Here is a 21,339-nt window from a genome sequence, read left to right on the forward strand (position 1 = left end):
TAGCCAAAAATCCCGACTGGCGCTAGCTACTACGTTATGTAGCCAATCGTTAAGCAATTTAGCTCCCCGAAGAAGGATGTCGCTTTATGGCAATTGTTGTCACCCTTAACCCAGAGTTAGAAGCGCTATTGCGTGACAAAGCCGCTCGGCAAGGTCAAGATGTTGGTCTTGTTGCATCTGAATTACTGGCTCGTGTCTTAGAGTGGGAAGAACAAGATTCAGAGGAAGCGATTAAAGGCATTCAGCAAGGTTTAGATGATTTTGAGGCGGGTCGATTTCGCTCTTTCCCAGAGTTTGCTGACGAACAACGCCGCAAGTATAGTAACCGCCACAAGGGTTAGGACAAACCGACGGGTATTGCAACAAATAAACGGCATCTATCGGATGTTCTCATGCTCCTGACCCAATTTCAGTCAATCCGCTACGATCAATAAAATAGTAGTTTTGCGATCGCACTATGCCTTCCCCCTTTCCTGGGATGAATCCATACCTGGAAACTCCCCAACTCTGGTCAGAATTCCATAGTCGGCTAATTGTCGCGATCGCAGATGCCCTCAACCCCCAAATCTTGCTGAAATATAGGGCGGCGGTTGAACGTCGCATCTATGAAATGAGTGATGGAGAGTCTGTCTTAGTCGGAATTCCCGATGTCAGCGTCACTCAGGGAGTCAATCGTCCCAGCCAAGATGAATTATCCAGCACCATTGGCACACTGACACCACAACCCACGATTGTTACAGTACCAATGCCTGAAGAGGTGCGCGAAAGTTACCTGGAAATCCGCGAAATTGAAACAGGGTTAGTTGTCACCGTTATTGAACTCCTCTCTCCCAAAAACAAAAAAGCGGGTCAAGGGCGCACCGCCTACGAAACCAAGCGCCAAAAGGTTCTACGCAGCCTTGCCCATCTCGTGGAAATTGACTTACTTCCTGGGGGTACACCGATGCCCATGGGGGGACAATTTACACCATCCCTTTATCGTATCCTGATTAGTCAGGCTGATCAGCGTCCTCGTGCTAATTTATATTCTTTATCCTTGCAAACTCCAATTCCTATTTTGAAAATCCCTCTTCGTCGAGGCGAGAATGAACCGACACTAGATTTACAACGTTTAATTCACGAGGTATACGATCGCGCGGGTTTTGCCTTTGTCATTGACTATAATCGCCAGCTTTCCCCGCGTCTTACTCAAGCCGATCAAACTTGGTTGACGGAACATCTAAAATCCCAGGATTTGCTCAACTTATCGGATTCCTAACGTTTCACAGGAAGCCTAGAAACCTGCGTCGGGGCGGATTTAGTTAAAGAAAGGGTGCAACCGAAAAGATAGTTGTAGAGACGTTGCATGCAACGTCTCTACTAAAAAGATGAATGATACCAAATCCAGGTTAATTACCCCCCTTATAACCCAGTCCGCGCAGGCGGACTTTGTTTGTGTAGCAGCGATTTCAATCGCCATGGCAAAACAATCGCCATGGCAAAAGGGGATTCTTATTCAGCAAATCCTAATTAACCCGATACACCAACCACTTCACCCGTCCCTTCAACCACTTCCCCAATCCGATAAGCTGTGACGCCTTGAGATTCAAACCAACGACAGGTTTTTTCGGCTTGAACAGATGACACCAACACCACAAACCCAATCCCCATATTGAATGTATTAAACATCTCCTCCAGACTCACTTGACCCGCCTCAGCGAGCCATTGAAAAATAGGTAAAATTTCCCAACTATTCGGCTCAATCAGCACCGATTGCCCTTGACCTAAACACCGAGGTAAATTCTCTGGTAAACCGCCACCTGTAATGTGAGCCATTCCATGAATTTCAATCCCAGCTTGTAGCGCATCCAGAATCGGTTTCACGTAAATTTGAGTCGGCGTCAGCAACACGTCTCCTAAACGTTGACCTCCCAGTAAATCGAGACAGCTATCCCAACTTAACGGCGATTCCTGGTTAACTGAATCGCTAACAATTTTGCGGACTAAACTAAACCCATTACTGTGAACCCCCTGACTGGCTAAACCAATCGCCACATCTCCCAATTGCACCTGGGAACCGTCTAAAATTTCGCTTTTTTCCACCATTCCCACACAAAAGCCAGCAATGTCATACTCTCCCGGTTGATAAAAACCAGGCATTTCTGCGGTTTCTCCTCCCAACAACGCGCAGCCAGCCTGACGACATCCCTGAGCAATACCTGCTACCACCTGCGTGAGTTGCGCTTGATTCAGCTTTCCTGTGGCTAAATAGTCCAAAAAAAATAGGGGTTGTGCGCCAGATGTCAAGACATCGTTGACACACATGGCAACTAAGTCAATTCCCACAGTGTCGTGACGATTTAACTCATGAGCCAGTTTCAGCTTTGTCCCCACTCCATCGGTTCCCGATACTAAAACGGGTTCGCGATATCCCATCGGTAACTGGAAGCAACCATTAAAGCCACCGAGTCCACCTAAAACTTCGGGTCGATGGGTGCTTTGGACTAGCCCTCTAATTTGCTGTACAAACGCTCGACCTGCTTCGATATCAACACCAGCTTCTCGATAATCCATGAAATATCACTAGGAATGAAAGAATTTTTCCAAATGTAGGGGCGGATTTCACTATTATCATTTTTTTATGCCCCGATGTGACTCAACCCGTTCCCACCGAGGAATGTAGGGGCGGGTTTCACTATTATCGTTTTTTTGCCACCTTGATGTGAATCAACCCGCCCCAACCAAAGTTGCGAGGGTGTCCTTTGTTTTCCTCCCTCGGATATTTTACAGGTTGATCCCGGCAAAGCCTAGAGTAAAAGCACGACATCGCGGAGGAGCAGAGGAGCTTGATGGAAAACCTTCGCCGCGACGGTCGAGGTTTGTTGCCTCTATTGTAAAGTTTTGTTAAGAATCTCGTAAATTCCCTGAGAGGTGTAAAAGCGGGAAATCCTTGCCAGATTAAGCTTTAGAGCAAATTACATGATATCGCACTTTTGAAAATCTTATCGCTGATTCCCAAAAATCACTGATCCCCAAACCCAAAACTTCGTGTTAGTCTGTGTCAGTTCCACAAAAATAGGACGAAATCGATGAGTATGAGTTGCAGCAGATTTTTCTTAATTCTCTTGCATCACCACCCATAACCCTAAACGTAGAATTCCAGAGGCTTTTGATATAGGCTTATGAATCAGCGAATTTTGAGTGGTCTCACTGTTACCGTCTTAACCACAGCCCTCAGCACAGTGATATCCAATCCGGCTAACCAAGCTCAGGCAGTTGATCAAGGTTCTGAGGGCAACTTGACTCCCGCTCAAGCGCTACACTCTCGGCAAACAACTCCCTCAACCTCCTCTCAACCAACTCCTCAGCCACCAGAGGTGGTAAAAGTGGGAGAATTTCAATCCCCAACGGCTCAAGTTGGGGAAGCAGAAGAAATCATTGCTAAAATTCATGCCTATTCACTCGATGGGCGTCAGGCGGCTACTCTTTATGTACGCGACATCCCTGTCCTGACGTTCTTAGGTTCTCCTGCAACTGCAAATAATGTTACCAAAGTGGGAGAAGTGGCTCTGGGAAATGACTCCGAACCCGGGTATTCCTCATCGAAAACGGTGTCTGACTATCAATCCTCAGAGGTAGACCAACTGGACAATACCGCCTCGCCTAGTGTCACCTCGACCAGTAATGGCAATCCAGATGATGCCGTAGGGCGGGCGACAGCGGTTGCGGCTCAACTCAATCAACTGCATCGGGATAATATTGATGCAGAGGCGATCGCTGTTCGTTGGAATGAGTCGTGTAACTGCTACAGCATCAAGGTAAACGACCAGGAGTTGGTGCAAGTTAACGACAACACTATCCTGCCCGATACCACCGAAAACCTAACCGAAGATGCCCGACAAGCCACGAACCGACTGCGACGCTTGATGGGTAATGCTCCCCCCATACGCGAAATTGAGGGCAAACCCAAAGCCCAGACAATCGCCCAAGTCGCCCTGGGTCCTGTACGTTTCCAGGTTAAGGGTATTGCCTCCTGGTATGGTCCTGGCTTTCACGGAAACCGCAGCGCCAGTGGTGAGCGATTTAATCAAAATGCCCTAACCGCCGCTCATCGCAGCTTACCCTTTGGTACTAACGTGCGGGTCACCAACTTAAATAATGGTCGCTCCGTTATCGTGCGGATTAATGACCGAGGACCCTATACCAGAGGGCGAGTCATTGACCTTTCCGCCGCCGCCGCCAGAGTCCTAGGATTGATTAGGACGGGTGTGGCACCTGTACGGATTGAGGTTTTAGATAACTAGCTAGGAAATAGTTTTGAGTGTGTAGGGGCGGGTTTAGGAACTTGATGCGTGGTTATTGATGGTAACGTTTCTGCAAAACCCGTCCTGACCGATCCTTCGCTTCCCTAGTCGGACAAGGTGTGAAGAATCACAACCTTCGAGGGAACCTGGCGCGTGAATGTTCCAGACGTGCCATGGCGCGTTTGAGAGGAGAGGGCGACCCGACCCAATTGAGTGAACTGGAGTTGTTCATTAGTGCAAGCGGGTCGCCCCTACAAAGTTCATGAATTCTTGGACGAATGACCAATGACCAATGACCAATGACAAAATTGCTAACATCGATCTAAGATCCAACCACTAAACTCTCATGCGTCTGTTTACGACAATCGCGGGATTGCGCTGCCACTTAGAACGTCATCGAACCCAAAAAACCGTCGGTTTAGTACCGACGATGGGGGCGTTGCACCCCGGTCACTTGAGCTTAATCGAGCGGGCGAGACGCGAAAATGCTATTGTCGTTGTCAGCATTTTTGTCAATCCACTCCAGTTTGGACCTGGGGAAGATTTGCAGCAATACCCGCGTCAGTTGGAGGAGGATCAACGCTTTTGTGAACAAGCGGGAGTTGATGTGATTTTTGCACCCACAGCCGTGGAGTTGTATGGTGATGACCCATCGGATTCAGACATCCCGACGGAGTTCACTCAAGTTATGCCCCCACCAGCGATGACTTCTATATTATGTGGTCATTCCCGTCCGGGTCATTTTCAGGGAGTGGCGACTGTAGTCACGAAGTTATTAAATCTCGTTCAACCCGATCGCGCTTATTTTGGTCAAAAGGATGCTCAACAATTGGCGATTATTCGCCGCTTGGTCGCGGATCTAAATTTGCCTGTCACTATCGTATCTTGTCCGATCGCCCGTGAGCCATCGGGACTTGCCTATAGTTCTCGCAATCAGTATTTGACATCAGCACAAAAGGCACAAGCTCCGATTCTCTACAAGGGTTTACAAAATGCCCAAAATGTGTTCCAAGCTGGGGAGCGCGATCGCACCTCCTTAATTGCCGCCGTTACCTCAGAACTCAGCTGGATAGAGGAGATTCAAGTTGAGTACATCGAATTAGTGCATCCCACTACTCTGACTCCCCTAGAACAAGTAGAAGATCAAGGATTACTCGCGATCGCGGCTCGTCTGGGTTCAACTCGTTTAATTGATAATATTCTGCTGCGAAATCGCCGACCGATTATTGCTATTGATGGACCGGCGGGAGCGGGGAAATCGACGGTGACTCGGTTAGTGGCGCAGCAATTAGGCTTAATGTATCTGGATACGGGAGCCATGTATCGGGCGGTGACGTGGCGAGTGCTGCAAGCCGGAATTGATTTCACCGATGAACCTGCGATCGCGGAATTGGTGAGTCAATGTCAAATTTCCTTAATCAGTAGTGGTTCCCAACCCCAAAGTTTGAGGGTGTGGATTGATGGCAAAGAAGTCACCCAAGCGATTCGCTCCTTAGAGGTTACCGCCAATGTTTCTGCGATCGCGGCGCTCCCGGTTGTACGTCACGAATTAGTCAAACAGCAGCAGCGCTGGGCGTCTAAAGGTGGCGTTGTCGCTGAAGGGCGAGATATCGGGACTCATGTTTTCCCCGATGCTGAACTGAAAATTTTTCTCACCGCCTCAGTTCAAGAACGGGCACGCCGACGCCTGCAAGATCTCCAAGACGAAGACCAAGGTACTGTTAGTTTAGAACAGCTAGAGGCGGATATTCAACTGCGAGATCAGCGTGACAGCACTCGCACCTTAGCCCCCCTGCGCCAAGCTGCTGACGCGATCGAAATTAATACGGATGGATTAACAATTCCTGAGGTTACCGATAGAATCATTAGTGAATACCACACAAAAGGATTATTGTCAACTAACGAATAAAAGCTTGCCTAAAAGCATTACCCTTCTACCTTCTGCTACACCTCCCACTAAAAAAAAACTAATCCTTTATCCCGGATATACTGCCATTTGCGTCGTAACTAACAAAAGAATCATTAACACTAAGGCGGATTTCGGTATCCAGTTGCCCTACAGCGAACTGAATATCCCCCGAAATGGTTGCGTTTAACGATTGAGACGCAGGGTTTAGCATCAGAATTCATCAAGCGGGTTGATCTACGCTTAGACATTTATGTCTGGCGATAGATTAACCCGCCGCTTGGATTATTCTGCAACAAGAATGATCCAAACATTGCTGATCGGCTAAACAACCATGACGCGCCGCCTGTGTATTTAGAGGAGTGAAGGAGACGTAAGGTGGCAAACCCTTGTCAGTTAGTTTGGCAGTACAAATTATTCATTAGTTTAACCGCTGCCACACTTGGTTTTATTGCAAGTTTGAGTGTATCGGTTGCTCGTTCAGTTAACCCAAAGCTAGCGATTCCTAGTCCAAAGCTGAACCAACAAGAACGCTCTAATTCCCAGAGTTTACAAATCAAGGGTTTAATTGGAGAGGAACAAGAAATCTATGAAAAAATGTTGGCTCACTTGGCAGAGGAAGAAGCCAAACGCTTAACTTTTTCTGTGCCAGTAGAATTTCAAGGCAAAACCATTCATTCTCGTGTCCTTAAGGATAAGGCTAAAGTAATTGCCCTCACGTTTGATGATGGACCTTCATCGCAGACAACTCCCCAAGTTTTAGACATTCTCAAACGAGAAAATATCAAAGCCACCTTTTTTGTTGTCGGTAAGACAGTTAAGAATCATCCCCAGCTTATGAAACAAATTGTGACTGAAGGTCATGCCATTGGTAACCATACTTGGAATCATCACTATCATCAGTACAGTCCATCGGCGGCAGCGCATGAACTGGAGACAACCGCCACTTTAATTCATCAACTCACTGGTGTCAAAACGGCGTTATTCAGACCGCCTGCTGGGATTTTAAATAACGGCTTAGTGAGCTATGCTCACCAAAAAAAGTATGCCGTCATTATGTGGTCAGCCGATACAAAAGATTGGCAAAGTCGCCGGATTACTGTGCCAAAATTAATCAATAACGCCCTTGAAGACGCGCAACCGGGTGGTATTATTTTATTACACGATGGCGGGGGCGATCGCTCTAAAACAGTGGCAGCTTTACCGAAGTTGATTACTGAACTTAAACAGCGCGGTTATCAATTTGTAACCGTGCCAGAATTATTGGATATGCCAGATTAATACTAATAGGATTTACTCAAAGAATTTACAGCTCTTTGCGCTGTAATAAAGTACAGTAGATCAAAGTCCCCCTTCAGATCCCCCTCCCGTTCCCCTTCAAAAGGGGGAAGCCAAAGGATGCTTCGCTTTTTTTGCACGGGGATTTAGGGGGATCGACAATGTACCGCATAGCAGAGCAAACTGCTGTATATGTAGGGTGTGTTAGCGTAGCGTAACGCACCTTAACTAAGTGGCTGCGTAAGTCCTGATTAAGTATTTAATTGAGTATATATCACCTTGGGTTATCCCGTAGGGGCGACCCGCTTACACCAATTCACAACGGTCGAAAACTCCCACTCCTCTAGTTAAAGTTACCCCATCACCCAATTAAATCTGGTGCGTTACGGCTTACTTATGTTCTGAATTAATAACTGTTAATCCAAAAATTTGCCTAACGCACCCTACGAGTATAACCAATGGTATTATTTTAGCGGTATCCTCTACATGACTAAGTCGCGTTCTAAGCTGTCATACATTGAAATACAAAGGACAAATGACAAATGACGAATGACAAGCGGCTTTTGTGAAGAGTTTGTGAACACAAAATTATTTCTAGGTAGATTTAGCATAATGGGTAAAGAAATGTAAACAACTAGCACCTAAAAGCAGTGCCACTCATAGCAAGGGAGTTGAGAAATGGAATTCTTCCATAAAATTCACCAGGTCATTCGAGCCAATTTTAACGAGAAGATTCAACCGGAGCAAAATTCCGAAACTGTAGGGTTGACATTTTCTTCTCGTGAGTGCTTAAAAGATTACCAAACAATTGCCGAAATAGCTAGAACCCAACGTGATGGACAGCAAGAAACAGTGGAGATAATAAACCGCAGTCTAGTAACCTTAGAAAAAAAACATGCTGCGGGAAAAAACCTAGAGTATCGGTTATTCGATAGCACTCACTTCAGCCAATTCCCGTTTTATGAGGATCAAGAGACTATCAACATACCCGATAATGTTCCTCAATTCCAGGAGTCTGCCTGGAAGGAGATAGAAGGGTTATTTATTTCCTTAACATCCTCTAGCGAGATGGATAATGAATGGCTAACCCTGGAAGAATTAGCTTCAAAAATCTCTGTTTGATTCAGACAGCCGGAATTGACTGTGATACCAACTTCATAAGTATGGCATCACCTTGCTCAGGGAAAATGTACCCTTGCTCCCCCAGCTCCCAGACGTAGCATGCTACGTCTCTACACCGCTTCCCCAGCTTCCCCAGCTCCCCCTCACCACAACACTTATTCAGCAGCCCCTAATTCCTGAGTACAGAATGTAGAATCCAGATAGGGTCGCAGTGGGACTAATCCGGTTTTAGACAATAAACATTGCGCCTGTTCAGTTCTGAGAATTTCAGCAAACTTTGTGCCAATGGGGGGACGGCTATTATCTCTTGGATAAATAACAGCTAAGGGATAAGCTAAGGGATAGGTTTGGCTAATAAATGCCTCCACATTAGCACCATAACTCCCTTTAGCATTACATAAATCTGTGTTCGGAGTAATTGGTTGTCGGTTATCTTGTACTAAGGGTGAAACCGGATCATTTTCTCCGTCCACGATGGCTAGGGGATAGACTGAACATTGTCCTAACACTTTACTCAAAGAATCAAATCCGATCGCGCCAATGTCTCGCCCCTCAAAATCCCGAATGACTTGTCGCAGTGTCTCAAAGGTTTGGGTGCGGATAATTGGCGGACGACCTAAGTTGGCAAATGATCGACTCGGTTGGTTACTTTGTTGCAGAAGTGCTTCAAATTCGGCAATATTACTTGTATTCGTATCCTCTCGCAGAACCCGCTGCTTAAACAGTTCAATGGCTTGATCACTGGGGGGAACATAGAGTTGAACGGGGAGATTAGGTCCTCCTAATTCTTGCCAATTGGTAATTTCTCCGGTGTAGAGTAAGCGTAATTGCTCAAAGCTAATTTGCCCCTTTAAGGCGGCGGGTAAGCTGTTTTCCCGTTGTGCATAACTGAAAGCGACAAAGACAACTAAGCCATCATGCGCCACTTCTTCTGTGTCTAAGGTAAATCCTAGGGGATTCAGGGGAGTCGCGATCGCAAACTCCGCCTCCTCCTCCCGAACCTGGGCGATCGCGTCTGTCCAAGAGGGTACAGGTTGATAGTTTAACTCTAATTTCGGTTGACGCTGGTATAATTCACCTGCCAAGGTGGTATCCTTAGCAATTAAATTGGGTTGCTCTAGGATATAATCCCACGCTCCGTATTCTTCTGCTGTATAAGTAAATGTTCCTGTGGGAATCCCGGATACCTGTTCAATACAGCAGGGAAATGGGTCGGTGTCCATCGCGGTTTGGGGTTGATTTCTGCCGAATAGCCACCAGATTAATAGTCCCAATAACAGGAGTAGCCAAAGTAGCAAAAATAACCGAGGACGCCACCATCGCCGTTTCTTTTTCTTCGCCTCGGCTTCGGCTTCCGGTTGGGAGAATGGTGGGATAATTTGCGGTTCAGGGGGCAATTGTAATAAAGCGCGGCGGGCAATTTCTGCGGTTTCAAAGGATGATGTACCAATACCAATCAGGGATAAAATATAGTCCTTAAACACGGGTTTAATGAGGGGCCAATGCTTGGTAATCCGGGGATTAAAGGGTTGAAGAGTAACCGGATCATGAGTACCGCCGTTTAAGAGATAAAATGCCACATACCCCAAGTCTTGTAAATCCTTTTTGGCAGAGATTAAAGGACGTTCGAGTAAGGGCGGATCAAATCGTCCTTCCCACAAGAGGAGGTCACACAAATAGATAAAAAAGCCTTGGAAACTGGGAACAATCAGTAAACTATCTAAACTGATATTGCCATCGGTGAGTCCCTCTTGGACTAAACCCGAAGGGAGACGAAATTTTTGTCCATGGAGAAATTCTAAACTTTGCAACACTTGTTCCAGGATTTGTCGCACCTGATAACTGGTCATCGCCCCAGTTTCTGCCACGTAACTGGCTAGACTAGGATAGGTATCTAAGATCCCCTGGCTAACTAAATAGCAGCGTTCAAAACGGGGATCTGCGATCGCGTCCCAGGGAGAGACAAGCCGAAAGTCTTGCATTCGCCCATCAGCTAAGGTGACACCAGCGAGATTGACAAAGGCTTCTTTGCGTAACTGAGTTTCTTGGAAATTAAAATAGCGATCGGGCAGGAGGTATTCTCGAATCACCACAGGTTGACGAGTCGGGAGTTGCAGGGCTTGATAAAGCCGACCTCGACCCCGATTTTTCAGGAAGCCTTCAATTTGATAGGTTCCCCGACGTCCGCGAATTTTTGTTTCTGGCGGTAACAGTGTCGGAAACCCACATTGAGTACAATAGTTGGCACCGGGTTGTTCAAGCAGGGTTTGTTGCACCCATTCACAGTACAAAGGATTTCCCCGAACACAGCGATACTCTGGATAGAGGGACTTTACCCCGGGCGGAACGACGACTTCTGTCACCACGCCACCTTCGGCTTCGGCTTCTAATCCTTCACCGGGTTTCGTTTTACCCGCCATGCGATCTTTGAGTTCATCCAAACTTGGCGCACGCTGTTTCAGTTCATCTTGCAGAAAGGGAACTAACCAAAGGAAACGCGCCGGGACAAACCGCAGCAGGATTGCCCGCAAGCGACCTGGGATCGTCTTGAAGCGATGGAAAACCCGACTCCCTTCAACGCTGCGAAATTGTTGGAATAAACGTCCCAGAAATCCTTTTGGGTTCCCCTTAACCATAATGGCTACTCCTGCCAAGCTGTGTTTCGCGGTGTACTGCTATCCTGCCATAGCTACGGTGTTACTATAATCAATTGTTTCCCAAAGTGTTGAGAAATTTAACACAAATGGCTTTGACTAGAGTCGGAAGTCTGCTAGTGTAGCATTATTTGGTCAAGTTAGGAGTTACCGGGAATGGCAAAGGAGCAAGTAGCGAAGCTGTTTCGAGATGCTAAGGCGAATCCGGCTTTAAGAGAGGAACTTAGTGCTGCCCCCAACGTAGACGCCTTTATCGAAATGGCGAAAGAGCGGGGGTATGAGTTCACGGTCGAAGAATGGCAAGAAATGACAGGGTTTTCGGTTGAAGAAGTCGAGGGTAAGTTGTCAGAAATTCCGGGGTTATAACGGTTTATTCGTAATTTGTAAAAATAATATTAAATCCATTGACCTTTTCCTGCGTTCGAGGGACTGCTTTTACCTGTTCATTGCTCCCTATTTTCTTTTTTAGTAGAGACGTTGCATACAATGTCTCTACAATAGTGTCGAACGTCCTAATCGATGTGTCTATTGCTATATCATCTGAAAAAAGCTTGTATCCCAGCCTTAAAGCACTGGAAACTCGGCGATTGATTATTTTGAGGTTGCATATACTCAGAAATTGTTCGCGCTGCTTCAACCTTGTTCAAGCCGCCTTGATGGTATCCCTTTCCTTTTAGTAAGGCTTCCAAAGCTTCCCAGGTTCCTCCTTTAATTGCATCAGGGTAACGATAACGTTGTTGAGTCGCAAAACTTTTTGCGATTTTGGGATATGCTTGGCAGATAGCAGTTGCGTCTCCTAAAAACCAGGCTTCAAGCTCTTCAATGGCAATGCGATTGAGTACGGTGAATTGTTGGCTTGAAGTGCTGGATTTAGTTGTAAATCCACTGAGAATGGCAAAATCTTCAAGCATTTTTTTTAAGTCTTGGCAATCATCATTGTCACGATCACAAAGGACAACAATCCGCCAATCATCTGGTAGCCAAGAGAGATAACCTTTGAGTCGTTGAGGAAGTTTCTTCAACAAATCCGGTTTTCCTTGGAATGAGTGAATTTCAAATTCAACATCAGAGGGAATAATTTTAGGCAATAGGTTTTTAAGAGCAACTTCTGCGGAATATTCTTCAACTAAAACTTCTAAATGTAATACCGTCATGTTGAGCATAACTACTAACGTTTAGTTTTAGGCGCACCCTGGTTTTTGAGCGGATCACCAAATTCAAAGTATCCCTCCATCCAGAGATTACCCAGGGTTGCACCTTCAGCCATAAATTCAGGAATACCGCGCATATCGGCAGCACACTTCGCCTGAGTGAAGCCCTCTTGATCACGATAGAGTACCCAAAGTTCTTCTGGGCGCAGAGCATCGACAAAGTACGGTGAGTGAGTCGTCACCATTAACTGGCTTTGTCCAGATGCAGTTCGGCACTCTTCGGCTAGCTCAGGTAGCAAACGAGGGTGGAGATGGTTTTCTGGTTCTTCAATGCCGATGAGTTTAGGTGGATCGGGATCATAGAGAACAGTCAAATAGGCAAACATTTTCAGGGTGCCATCTGAGGCAAATTTAGCCAAAATGGGTCTTTGGAATGGGGCATCTTTGACTTGTAAGAGCAATCGCCCATCCTGCATCATCTCAGCATCAATGCTTTCTAGGCGCGGAATCCGACGAGTCAGGGTTGTTAGAATTTGATCGAGCTGCTCAGGATACTGCTCTTTGAGATATTGAATGACATTAGGCAGGTTATCACCTGTTTCAGAGAGCCTTTCTTGAGGACCCGCTTCGGGTGTGCTACGAGTATGATCGGCTGTAAGATAAGACAGATACCAACCACTGATAAATCGACGCAGAGCGCTCACCCGAGGATTACTCGCGAATTGTCCCAGGGTATTCACTGCGAGAATGTCAGGAGAGTCTAGCTGTTGAGAAATACCTTCGTCTTCTTTCTCCGGCATTTCACCGCTGATGACTTCACCTGTCCCCTCCTTAAAGTTCAAAAACCGAAATGGCGCACCTTTTTGTCCTCGTCGCCATTGTAAAGATTCTTCGGCAACATAAGGACCACGAGAACCTTCGTCAATTGCCAGGTAGTAGGTGATAATTGGATCTTGTGGCTTTTCCCTATATTTCAACTCAAAAGATATTGGACCTTCCTCCCCCCGAGTTCGCAATTCTCGAAACCGTCCCCGCCGATCCCAAGCCCGACGTAGACCAAATTGAAAGCATTCGGACAGAAATGCGAATATATCAAAAATGGTGGATTTACCACTGCCATTTGGACCCAAGAAGACTGTTAGTGGTGTAATATTTTTCAGTTCAAGATCCCGTAAAGCACGATAGTTTTTGACTCTCAGTTGTTCAATGCGGGGAATAACGGGTTTGGGCATGGTGGATTGGATGGGTAGTCTTCTAGATTGTACAACCGCCTCCTTCCCCCTCAGTTCGTCAAACGCTGTCTATGATTGCCGTTCCCAAAGATTCCAGCCGATAAAGGAATCAGCCACGCCCTCTGACGTCGCTACAATAGGAAGACTGAAGCGTAATGCTTCCTATAAGTTAGGGGGATGACGATGGGTTTGCCAGTAGTTGCTGTAATCGGACGCCCGAATGTGGGCAAATCAACGCTTGTCAATCGGTTAGCCGGGGTGATGGATGCGATTGTCCATGATCAACCGGGAGTTACCCGCGATCGCACGTATCGACCCGCGTTCTGGCAAGACCGGGATTACTCGATTGTAGACACCGGGGGTTTGGTTTTTGATGATGATACCGAATTTCTGCCCCTGATTCGAGAACAGGCAATGGCAGCCCTCAGCGAAGCCAGCGCCGCTATATTAGTGGTCGATGGTCAAGCGGGTCCCACGGCGGCTGATCAGGCGATCGCAGATTGGCTACGCCAGCACCCTGTCCCGGTTGTTCTGGCTGTAAACAAGTGCGAATCCCCCCAACAAGGACTAATCCAAGCGGCTGAGTTTTGGGAACTCGGTTTAGGCGAACCTTTCCCCGTCTCGGCGATTCACGGTGCAGGAACAGGAGAACTTCTGGATCAACTGATTACCCATTTGCCCACGGTGGGAATGCTTCCCGACTCCTCAGAAATCAACGTGGCGATTGTCGGACGTCCGAATGTGGGTAAATCTAGTCTATTAAATGCCCTGACGGGAGAAAAACGGGCGATCGTCAGTTCCGTTTCGGGTACGACCCGCGATGCCATTGATATGATTGTCGAACGCCCCGGAAACCCAGAAACTGAGAGTGAATCTCAACTCTATCGTCTTATTGATACCGCAGGCATTCGTAGGAAGAAAAATGTCGAATATGGACCGGAATTTTTTGGCATTAATCGCGCCTTCAAAGCCATTCGCCGTGCTGATGTGGTTCTCTTCGTGGTTGATGCCCTAGATGGTGTTACCGAACAAGACCAAAAACTTGCTGGACGCATTGCTGAAGATGGACGGGCGGCGGTTATCTTGGTCAACAAATGGGATGCGATTGAAAAAGATACCTATACGATCTATGAATACGAAAAACTGCTGAAAAATCGCCTCTATTTTATTGAATGGGCACCGATGATTTTTGTCAGCGCCTTGACCGGAAAACGAGTAGACAAAATTCTCGATTTAGTCGATACTGTTGCCGCCGAACACCAGCGCCGCGTCAGTACGTCTGTGATTAATGAAGTGCTTGAAGAAGCCATTAACTGGCATTCCCCGCCCACCAACCGCCAAGGACGCCAAGGCAAAATTTACTACGGCACCCAGGTTAAAACTAAACCCCCAACGATTGCCCTGTTTGTCAATGATCCGAAACGATTTAATGAAAACTATCGCCGCTATATTGAGCGTCAATTTCGCCAACAACTGGGTTTTACAGGGACACCCTTGCGTCTATTATGGCGCGGTAAGAAAGTCCGCGATGTTGAAAGCAGCCGAGCTAATCGAGCCGTTCGGGTTTAATTTGTCCTTTGTCTTATGTCCTTTGTCAAGGGTCAATGGTCAAAACAAGAGTGAGATGGGATACATTGATTCTTGACAACCTTCGAGGGTATATTTTTGCCTATTCCCCATTCCCTTTTGCCGAATGACGTAGCTTGCTTCTCGCGAAGCGAGTATGACGAATGACGAATGACGAATGACAAATGACAAACCATGGACTTACTGCGATCGCTCCCGTTAGGGCTATACCTGGAACAACCTGTAACTTGGCTCCATTACCTGGATTCTCGGGTAAAACTTATCTGGTTAATGAGCTTTTTGGCAGTACCTTTATTAGCCAATCCCTATTGCCGTTTGGCAGTTGTTGTGGTACTTATTTTGCTCACCCTGTCAGCCCGTATCCCCTTACGGGTTTGGCGTCAGCAGATGGGTTGGTTGCTGATGCTATCAGTATTTGTGTTTATTCTCACCGCGATCGCACCCGATGGATTGGCGGTTGATCATCAGTATCGGCTTCCTGAGGCGGACATCCTCATGGTTGAGTCTGCTGAAACCTCAGCACAGGCATCGCCTCAACCTAGACCCTGGTATAATCCTTTTGGCATCGGACGTGAATTGGTTCCAGAGGCTTCTGAAAGTGAAACCTTTATCTTGACCAATTTACCCCAACCGACGGACTACAGATATATTCTCCTGGAAGCGGGTCCAGTAACAATTACCCGTCGCTCATTGGATCTAGCGGTTCGGGTCAGTACCGTAATTTTTACACTAATTTATAGTACCAATCTTTACTTGCTCACCACCGCCCCAGAAGAAATTACCGCCGGGTTAGAAAGTCTAATGCTTCCCTTACGGCGTCTGAATATTCCAGTGACAGAAATTGCTCTAACATTAACCTTATCCTTGCGTTTTATTCCCTTAGTTTTGGAGGAAGTTCAAAATTTAGTCCGTTCGATTCGGACTCGTGCGATTAACTGGAAAAAGCTAGGGGTTCGCCGCAGCGCCCAAGTTTGGATCATGGTGACTGAACGGTTATTAGAAAACCTACTCATGCGAGCTGATCAAATTGCCAAAGCGATGACAGTGCGTGGTTTTACCAGTCCCAACCAGCATCGAGTCCAATGGCATCAACTTCGCTTACACTGGGGAGACTGGATCGCGATCGCGACTTTAGCGCCGTTTTGGGTAGCGCGGCTGATTTGGGGAGGAATGGGGTGATGGAGGTAAACAGAATGATAACTGAAATCACATAGTTGTAGGGGCGGGTTTAGGCACTCAATCTGCTTATTACTGATGACGGAACAACAAAACCCGCCCTTCCTTACGATCAAAAATAGGTTCTTGAGTCGCTCGATTCTCTATTCATCGGTGAAATTCTGACAACGCGAATTGTGTGGATAAGACTCACAAAATTCATCTAAATCTGTTGAATAAGTCTCGGAATTATCGACTGTTGTTTCTTGAGTTTCCGGTTCCTCTTCGGCAGGAATTTCCGCGAAAATTCCCGTTAATCGTTCCAAATTGCTTCTTAACGTCAGTCCCAATTCCCGTTCGGTTACTAAGGTCAAAACCTGTGTCGTTGCGGGCTCAGATTCTCCGGTGAAACCTACCTCAATTTGGGCAATCTTATCCGGTTTGGTGAAAACGGCACCCAGAACGCCGAACAGCAAAGTATTACCAATAATCCGACCCACGTTAGCTTTTTTGCCTTCTTGATAGGTTAGGGTATCAACATTACTTGCCGCAACAGTAATTTCCTGGGTGGGTCTTTCATCATCCAAAACCGCAAGGCGATCGCCTTGTTCAATATAAGCGGTTATGATTCCCTCAGTGAGGGAGATTTTGCATTTACCGGATAGATCAGTTTCACCAGAGGTTAAGGCGCAGATTCCCTCATGACCCGAACGCTGTTTGAGCGAGACGGGGGGTTCGTAGCCTTCACAGCGCGAATTTAAGGGGAATTTCGTACATAAGGTGTAAAGGTCAACTTCCGGGTTAGCTTGTGCGGGACGTGAGGCGGTAAGAAAAAAACTGGTTAGGGAGGTGGTGGCTAGGATTATGGTTGTGGTTCCGCTGAAAACCAGGCGATTCAGTTTAGGGTAGAAGCTGGAAGTCATAGTCAATATCCAAATTATGCCGTCGCTGGAACGTATATCTCGGTAGTGTCAGCTTATGCAGTTTGAATTCCCTGTTCCCTGTTACACACCGAGCGAAGCCGAGGTGTTCCCTGTTCCCTAACAAATGACCAATGACCAATGACCAATGACCAATGACCAATCACAAGCGGTAGGATGATAAATCTACAGTTCTTAGTATCGGTCTATACTTAATCACTCTGCCCTTGTTGTCAGTTTATTGCTGATGACGGGAGTGAAACGCTGAAACTGAGAACTGTTGTTGTGTGTGTGAGGTTGGAAAACCCCTTCGTTCATGCTGTCTCTATTCGCCAATTTCTCGCTGGCTCAAGTTGTTATCCCTGTCCCCCCGACAACCCCAACTCCTCCTCCCGCCCAGGAATTGGTGGTGCAACCCCAGCAAATACGACCCCTACCCGGACAACTGGATCAGATACCTGTCTTTAATAGCAATAGTCCCGAAGTGATCCAAACCGAGGGGATTCTACTGTCAACCTTCCCCCCTTACGGAAAAGCGAGTCCCGGCGCTCATTTAAATTTTCCGCTTTCTGGACGCTTTGATATCTTTGCTCATCATATCGCCCGCTCCAATACGCCAGAGGAATGGCGACCCATGTACCAAGGGGTTCTGGTTCACAATGCAGGGAGTCAACCTGTAACCTTAGATATTTTGCAAGCGGTGAGTTATGTAACCAATCCGGATGCTCCGTTTATCAACTTACCGCCCTATATGGACAATCCCTTTGGTTTGGTCTACTCTGGTCCTGGTTCACGGGTAGCCACCGATATCCTGCGTGGTGTGCATCAATCCTCCTTTCCGTCTCAAGTTGTTATTCCGCCGCGACAGAGCGAAATGGTATTCAATTTACCGATTGCTTTGGGCAATTCCCGGTCTACGTTGATGCGTCTGCGAACCAATCGACCTGTTTATATGGCAAGTTTAGCCATGTATGCACCCCTGAATTCCGATCGCAAAGTGGATGGAAAACCTTTAGGAACACCTGGGCTTCCCTATCGTCCACCGACTCTTGACGAATGGCGGTATTTATTATTTAAAGGCAATTTAGCCGGACCACGCGATCGCATCCCGACACCACCCAACCAGACGGACGGTAAAATTGTCTATGGTCGGGTCGCAGGTGTGGCGGTCGGTTCTCAATGGCGTACTGAGGTTGTAGATCGCCCGGGTGCGTCGAATCTGAGTATTCCTCAACCGGGTCAAGCATTTTCCTATCCCCTAAGTACGGTACCGTTTATCACCTTAGGGACTGATCAAGTGCAGAGTGCGCCCCTGAAAGTCCGTTACCCCGATACTGCTTATCGCGCCCATGGTAATTATGGGGTGCATTATCACCTCACCTTGCCTTTAGTCAACCGGACAGATGCTTCCCAAACCGTAACTTTAGCCATTCAAACCCCGCTTAAACCCGACGAAGAAGAAGAAACCGACAACCTGCACTTTTTGAATCCTCCCGATTCCCAAGTCTTCTTTCGGGGTACAGTACAACTTCGCTACACCGATGATCGGGGATTAGCCCGTACCCGTTCAGTTCATCTAGTGCAACATCGGGGTCAAGCTGGAGAACCGTTGCTGACGCTAAAAATGCCTCCAGGCGATCGCCGTTTTGTCGAAGTTGACTTTATCTATCCGGCAGATGCAACGCCACCCCAGGTGTTAACCATTCGGACATTACGATCGCCTTAAGAAGGCTGGGGGCGCTGGGGAAGCTAGGGAAGCTGGGGAAGCTGGGGAAGCTTGGGAAGCAATTAGAACGTCTATTGTAGGGGCGGGTTTTACCATTAACATTGGCTTGTCATCCTGATATCACTAAACCCGCCCCGATTGAGTGCTTCGATAAATGACGTAGCTTGCTGGGAGCGAAGCGAGTATGAGCAATGACCAATGACCAATGACCAATGACCAATGACAATCTAAATTATTCCCACCTCCTTAATTTAGCCATCTGGGAACTGCCAACAGGGAATCCGTTCAATATTGTGGCTACCGCAGTGATTACAGGCACTCTTTAACGAGGAGTCCACCCATTCATCACCGCAATGGCGACAATGACAAAAAATATTGTTGTGATTGGCGATTTCGATTTTCTGACGCCATTGGTTCAACAGAGTATTATCTTGTTCGTTTTCGTTGCCAATTTCTGACATAGTATTATTCAACACCTGCAAAACCGTTGTAATGCGTTAAGCGAAGCCATGCCGCAGGCTTTGCATCTTGCTCGCTACCCATTCCCAATTTAAATGGGTGACAACTTATGCAGCAAACCCTAGCTTAAATCTGAGGTAGGAGCAGGTGCAAGTCACTCCAGAAAAGATATCATCGATACATTCAACTAAACCCGCTCTTCCAGGGCAAACCCCAACGAAGAGGGCGATACAATTAGTTAGTGCCAGCGCTCTTGGAAACATGGAAATTTACTGCACTCGTCCCACCTGTCCTCGCCCTCAAAACTTTTTTGCCGATCTCGATGACAAGGCGACACTGCAAACGGCACAACAGAAGTATTGTACGGCTTGTGGAATGCCCTTGATTTTAGTGGGTCGCTATCTTCCTACCAAGTTACTGGGTCAGGGCGGCTTTGGTACCGCATTTCTGGCACGCGATCGCTATACGCCAACGATGCGTGATTGTGTCGTGAAGCAGTTCCAGCCGTCTGGTGATTTAAGCCCCCAACAACTCGCTATTGCCCAAGGTTTATTTGAACGGGAAGCGGAGGTATTAGAACAACTCGGTAATGATCATCCCCAAATTCCCAATCTTTATGCTTTTTTCCCCTTAAGTGTTAGTAACCTACACCAATCGGGTAAAGAAGACCAGTTTTTCTACTTAGTCCAGGAATTTATTGATGGACAAGACTTGGAGGAGGAACTGCAAACCAAAGGGACATTCTCTGAAGCTGAAGTCTTAGAGGTGTTACGAGCAATGCTCAAGGTACTCCAGTTTGTCCATGATAATGGTTCAATCCATCGGGATATTAAGCCCTCTAATATTATGCGTCACCAGAATGGACGCTTGTACCTGTTGGATTTTGGTGCGGTTAAACAAGTCACCAAAGGCGCAGCCGGAACCCCCTCTGGTAAATCTACGGGAATTTATTCGATGGGATTTGCGCCACCCGAACAGATGTCAGGGGCGCAAGTGTACCCGTCAACAGACTTGTATGCGTTGGCGGTAACGTTGATTATGTTGCTGACGGGGAAAGAGCCAGAAGAGTTATATGATTCCTACAATAACTCTTGGAACTGGAGACCCTACACCCAGGTTAGTGATACGCTAGCAGACGTCTTAAACCGTATGCTTCTGCCAACCCCAAATAAACGCTTTCAATCGGCTCAAGAGGTGATGGACGCCCTCAAACCGCGTCGAACTCCCCCAGCACCACCGCCTCCACCTCCCCCCACTCCCAAACCCCAACCAGCCGTTCAACCCCAACCTGTGGTTCAACCGCAACCTGTGGTTCAGCAACAACCCGCGATTCAGCGACAAAAACCCAACTTTACCCTATCAGAAACCTTAATCGGGGCAGGGTTTACTGGCTTTGAAGGAGCGTTACTGTTTATTGCACTGAAAAGTTTTCTGGGAATCTCAGGGATTAGTGTGGGATTAGTGGGAATGATTGTCGGGGGTTTAATTTATACGCAATACCGCCGGATTATTGAAGGCAAAGACTTGCTAATTTTAGCTGGAATAACATTGGTATTACTGTTCATACCAGCATTACGGCTTGGGTTATCCATTCCTGGCGTCATCTTGGCTGGAGTGTTGGTTGGCGCAGGTGCGATCGCCATTACTGCTCTATTTCGCTTGATTTATTTACTACTGTCTCGTTTTCTGTGAAGCTAAGGGAGATACAAGGCGCGATCGCACCGCTCATATTTGATAACCGTCTTGGTACTATAGACTACCAGTTTAGTCATAAAATCGATCTAAAATTGACCCAAAACTGTAACTCAAACTAGGCAATACTTCATTCTATAACTTATAGATTCTGCCCTATGTCTTCTTTGGATA

The 21,339-nt window shown here is 47.0% G+C and carries 16 protein-coding genes; 11 read left to right on the plus strand and 5 right to left on the minus strand.

Going from position 1 to position 21,339, the window contains the following annotated elements; translation table 11 throughout:
• Nucleotides 1–86: 86 nt before the first annotated feature.
• Together RID53_RS10960 and RID53_RS10965 are read left to right on the plus strand one after the other, a co-directional pair.
• Nucleotides 87–341 carry a hypothetical protein gene (locus RID53_RS10960; protein WP_446388130.1) on the plus strand — a complete coding sequence of 85 codons (255 nt, stop codon included), beginning with the start codon at nucleotides 87–89 and terminating at the stop codon, nucleotides 339–341.
• 116 nt (nucleotides 342–457) lie between these two features.
• A complete protein-coding gene (locus tag RID53_RS10965; protein ID WP_446388131.1) occupies nucleotides 458–1,258 on the plus strand; it encodes a DUF4058 family protein in 801 nt (266 codons plus the stop codon).
• 251 nt (nucleotides 1,259–1,509) lie between these two features.
• Here the strand turns inward: RID53_RS10965 and purM are convergent, their stop codons facing one another.
• Nucleotides 1,510–2,553 (minus strand): phosphoribosylformylglycinamidine cyclo-ligase, encoded by a 1,044-nt coding sequence (gene purM / locus RID53_RS10970; RefSeq protein WP_446388132.1) that lies wholly within the window; start codon nucleotides 2,551–2,553, stop codon nucleotides 1,510–1,512.
• Nucleotides 2,554–3,161: 608 nt separating this feature from the next.
• Here purM and RID53_RS10975 point away from each other — a divergent pair.
• The 4 genes from RID53_RS10975 (at nucleotide 3,162) to RID53_RS10990 (ending at nucleotide 8,589) form a co-directional block, all read left to right on the plus strand.
• Nucleotides 3,162–4,283, plus strand: coding sequence for a septal ring lytic transglycosylase RlpA family protein (locus RID53_RS10975; protein ID WP_446388133.1), 1,122 nt, complete (start codon nucleotides 3,162–3,164; stop codon nucleotides 4,281–4,283).
• Between the two features lie 346 nt (nucleotides 4,284–4,629).
• The gene (locus tag RID53_RS10980; RefSeq protein ID WP_446388134.1) at nucleotides 4,630–6,192 is read left to right on the plus strand and encodes a bifunctional pantoate--beta-alanine ligase/(d)CMP kinase; all 1,563 of its coding nucleotides are present in this window, start codon (nucleotides 4,630–4,632) and stop codon (nucleotides 6,190–6,192) included.
• A gap of 375 nt (nucleotides 6,193–6,567) precedes the next feature.
• The gene (locus RID53_RS10985; RefSeq protein ID WP_446388135.1) at nucleotides 6,568–7,470 is read left to right on the plus strand and encodes a polysaccharide deacetylase family protein; all 903 of its coding nucleotides are present in this window, start codon (nucleotides 6,568–6,570) and stop codon (nucleotides 7,468–7,470) included.
• Between the two features lie 675 nt (nucleotides 7,471–8,145).
• Nucleotides 8,146–8,589 carry a hypothetical protein gene (locus RID53_RS10990; RefSeq protein ID WP_446388136.1) on the plus strand — a complete coding sequence of 148 codons (444 nt, stop codon included), beginning with the start codon at nucleotides 8,146–8,148 and terminating at the stop codon, nucleotides 8,587–8,589.
• 155 nt (nucleotides 8,590–8,744) lie between these two features.
• Here the strand turns inward: RID53_RS10990 and RID53_RS10995 are convergent, their stop codons facing one another.
• On the minus strand, nucleotides 8,745–11,225 hold the full coding sequence (locus tag RID53_RS10995) for a substrate-binding domain-containing protein (RefSeq protein ID WP_446388137.1): 2,481 nt from the start codon (nucleotides 11,223–11,225) through the stop codon (nucleotides 8,745–8,747).
• Nucleotides 11,226–11,399: 174 nt separating this feature from the next.
• Here RID53_RS10995 and RID53_RS11000 point away from each other — a divergent pair, with 174 nt between their 5' ends.
• The gene (locus RID53_RS11000; protein WP_446388138.1) at nucleotides 11,400–11,609 is read left to right on the plus strand and encodes a Nif11-like leader peptide family natural product precursor; all 210 of its coding nucleotides are present in this window, start codon (nucleotides 11,400–11,402) and stop codon (nucleotides 11,607–11,609) included.
• A 170-nt stretch (nucleotides 11,610–11,779) separates the two neighbouring features.
• Here RID53_RS11000 and RID53_RS11005 read toward each other — a convergent pair whose 3' ends face one another.
• The gene (locus RID53_RS11005; RefSeq protein ID WP_446388179.1) at nucleotides 11,780–12,397 is read right to left on the minus strand and encodes a DUF4276 family protein; all 618 of its coding nucleotides are present in this window, start codon (nucleotides 12,395–12,397) and stop codon (nucleotides 11,780–11,782) included.
• Between the two features lie 14 nt (nucleotides 12,398–12,411).
• Nucleotides 12,412–13,626 carry an AAA family ATPase gene (locus RID53_RS11010; RefSeq protein WP_446388139.1) on the minus strand — a complete coding sequence of 405 codons (1,215 nt, stop codon included), beginning with the start codon at nucleotides 13,624–13,626 and terminating at the stop codon, nucleotides 12,412–12,414.
• A 183-nt stretch (nucleotides 13,627–13,809) separates the two neighbouring features.
• Here RID53_RS11010 and der point away from each other — a divergent pair, with 183 nt between their 5' ends.
• Together der and RID53_RS11020 are read left to right on the plus strand one after the other, a co-directional pair.
• Complete coding sequence (gene der / locus RID53_RS11015; protein ID WP_446388140.1) at nucleotides 13,810–15,195, plus strand: ribosome biogenesis GTPase Der; 1,386 nt, start codon at nucleotides 13,810–13,812, stop codon at nucleotides 15,193–15,195.
• Between the two features lie 192 nt (nucleotides 15,196–15,387).
• Entirely contained in the window at nucleotides 15,388–16,392 is a 1,005-nt protein-coding gene (locus RID53_RS11020) for an energy-coupling factor transporter transmembrane component T family protein (protein ID WP_446388141.1), read from the plus strand.
• Nucleotides 16,393–16,532: 140 nt separating this feature from the next.
• Here the strand turns inward: RID53_RS11020 and RID53_RS11025 are convergent, their stop codons facing one another.
• Complete coding sequence (locus tag RID53_RS11025; RefSeq protein ID WP_446388142.1) at nucleotides 16,533–17,291, minus strand: hypothetical protein; 759 nt, start codon at nucleotides 17,289–17,291, stop codon at nucleotides 16,533–16,535.
• A gap of 313 nt (nucleotides 17,292–17,604) precedes the next feature.
• On the opposite strand from RID53_RS11025, the gene RID53_RS11030 reads away from it, so the two are divergent.
• A complete protein-coding gene (locus tag RID53_RS11030; RefSeq protein WP_446388143.1) occupies nucleotides 17,605–19,014 on the plus strand; it encodes a DUF3370 domain-containing protein in 1,410 nt (469 codons plus the stop codon).
• 720 nt (nucleotides 19,015–19,734) lie between these two features.
• On the plus strand, nucleotides 19,735–21,165 hold the full coding sequence (locus tag RID53_RS11035) for a protein kinase domain-containing protein (protein WP_446388144.1): 1,431 nt from the start codon (nucleotides 19,735–19,737) through the stop codon (nucleotides 21,163–21,165).
• Nucleotides 21,166–21,339: the final 174 nt, after the last annotated feature.

Source organism: Coleofasciculus sp. B1-GNL1-01 (genome assembly GCF_040220235.1).
In the GTDB taxonomy this organism is placed as follows: domain Bacteria; phylum Cyanobacteriota; class Cyanobacteriia; order Cyanobacteriales; family Coleofasciculaceae; genus Coleofasciculus.

Bases quoted from the DNA above. Each gene is read 5' to 3' on its own strand.
- RID53_RS11005 (WP_446388179.1), bottom strand. From the start codon at position 12,397: ATGACGGTATTACATTTAGAAGTTTTAGTTGAAGAATATTCCGCAGAA.
- RID53_RS11010 (WP_446388139.1), bottom strand. From the start codon at position 13,626: ATGCCCAAACCCGTTATTCCCCGCATTGAACAACTGAGAGTCAAAAAC.
- purM (WP_446388132.1), bottom strand. From the start codon at position 2,553: ATGGATTATCGAGAAGCTGGTGTTGATATCGAAGCAGGTCGAGCGTTT.
- RID53_RS10990 (WP_446388136.1), top strand. From the start codon at position 8,146: ATGGAATTCTTCCATAAAATTCACCAGGTCATTCGAGCCAATTTTAAC.
- RID53_RS10980 (WP_446388134.1), top strand. From the start codon at position 4,630: ATGCGTCTGTTTACGACAATCGCGGGATTGCGCTGCCACTTAGAACGT.
- der (WP_446388140.1), top strand. From the start codon at position 13,810: ATGGGTTTGCCAGTAGTTGCTGTAATCGGACGCCCGAATGTGGGCAAA.
- RID53_RS10995 (WP_446388137.1), bottom strand. From the start codon at position 11,225: ATGGTTAAGGGGAACCCAAAAGGATTTCTGGGACGTTTATTCCAACAA.
- RID53_RS10975 (WP_446388133.1), top strand. From the start codon at position 3,162: ATGAATCAGCGAATTTTGAGTGGTCTCACTGTTACCGTCTTAACCACA.
- RID53_RS11020 (WP_446388141.1), top strand. From the start codon at position 15,388: ATGGACTTACTGCGATCGCTCCCGTTAGGGCTATACCTGGAACAACCT.
- RID53_RS11000 (WP_446388138.1), top strand. From the start codon at position 11,400: ATGGCAAAGGAGCAAGTAGCGAAGCTGTTTCGAGATGCTAAGGCGAAT.
- RID53_RS10965 (WP_446388131.1), top strand. From the start codon at position 458: ATGCCTTCCCCCTTTCCTGGGATGAATCCATACCTGGAAACTCCCCAA.
- RID53_RS11025 (WP_446388142.1), bottom strand. From the start codon at position 17,291: ATGACTTCCAGCTTCTACCCTAAACTGAATCGCCTGGTTTTCAGCGGA.
- RID53_RS11035 (WP_446388144.1), top strand. From the start codon at position 19,735: ATGGAAATTTACTGCACTCGTCCCACCTGTCCTCGCCCTCAAAACTTT.
- RID53_RS10960 (WP_446388130.1), top strand. From the start codon at position 87: ATGGCAATTGTTGTCACCCTTAACCCAGAGTTAGAAGCGCTATTGCGT.
- RID53_RS11030 (WP_446388143.1), top strand. From the start codon at position 17,605: ATGCTGTCTCTATTCGCCAATTTCTCGCTGGCTCAAGTTGTTATCCCT.